The sequence below is a fragment of the Vibrio sp. Vb0598 genome, assembly GCF_033338935.1.
In the GTDB taxonomy this organism is placed as follows: Bacteria; Pseudomonadota; Gammaproteobacteria; order Enterobacterales; family Vibrionaceae; genus Vibrio; species Vibrio alginolyticus.
Map to the genome: position 1 here is coordinate 1 of NZ_JAWOTP010000245.1, position 1109 is coordinate 1109.

A 1109-nucleotide genomic window follows, 5' to 3' on the forward strand; every position below is an offset into this window, starting at 1 on the left:
TTCTTCGGACACAACAAAGGGGTTAACCACTGGTTAACCCCTTTTTATATCAGTCAAATTTGAAATCTTACTTGGTAGGATACACTTGCTTCCAATCGTTTTTCATATCAGCGATTAACCAACCTTTCACTTTCGCTTCATCCAATCCTTTATCTAGCTTACCAATGCTAGAGGTGCGGTCATATTTCCACTCACGTTGGTCATCCGTGTGATGAACGTACATTGCTAAACGAGGACCAGGACCTGACGTCGTCCATTGCAGCATTTGTAGGTCACCATCTGAGTTGCCAAACGAAGCTATTGGGCGCTTACCAATGTGCTGATAAATTTGCTGCGGTTTTTCCGCTTTGTCGTTATTCACTTCAATGCCCGGTACGCGCTTAACTTGGTAACTACCATCAACATTAACGAACTCTGTAGATAGACGAGTACCAATGATACGCTCGGATGGGATGTTGTAGACATCCGTCGCCCAAGCTCGCATAAAGGCATTGCCACCACCAGACACAATGAAGTTTTTAAAGCCGTTGCTATCAAGATAATCCAACAACTCTAGCATTGGTTGATACACCATGTCGGTGTATGGGCGGCCCGTTACGGGGTGCTTAGCCGTACTTATCCAAGCCTGTACAATAGACGTGAACTCATCGCTGCTCATTCCTGAATGCGTTTTTTGCACCATAGTTAGAACATCTTCTAAGCTCAGCTTATCTATCTGTCCACTTAACACCAGTGAGTATGGTTTAGTCGTCTTCCAATCAGGGTGGCTAGCTGCTTGCTCTTTAATTTGGTCGAGCACAAACAAGATTTGGAAGTACATCGGCTTTTCTGACCATAACGTTCCGTCGTTATCAAAAGTGGCAATACGATCTTGAGGAGCAACAAAATTGGGAGAGTTAGCGTCAGTAACATCACTGACAAATTGGATAATTGCTTGTTTGGTTTGACCGTCGTTCCACGAAGGCAATGGGTCACTATTTTGCGCCAAAATCGGAAATGAAATCACCGCGACAGCGAGCGTAAAAACATTCAAGAGGTAATTTTTCATCAGTTGTAAACTCTTTATAGAGGGGAGTTTAATAATGGAGCATTCTCGAAGAAAAAATTCG

1 protein-coding gene is annotated in these 1109 nt (G+C 43.5%); it reads right to left on the minus strand.

Annotated features, from left to right (window positions below; genetic code table 11):
• Positions 1-67: 67 nt before the first annotated feature.
• A complete protein-coding gene (locus tag R7Q38_RS24425) occupies positions 68-1048 on the minus strand; it encodes an HAD family hydrolase (protein WP_318114660.1) in 981 nt (326 codons plus the stop codon).
• Between the last annotated feature and the right edge of the window lie 61 nt (positions 1049-1109).

Bases quoted from the DNA above. Each gene is read 5' to 3' on its own strand.
- R7Q38_RS24425 (WP_318114660.1), bottom strand. From the start codon at position 1,048: ATGAAAAATTACCTCTTGAATGTTTTTACGCTCGCTGTCGCGGTGATT.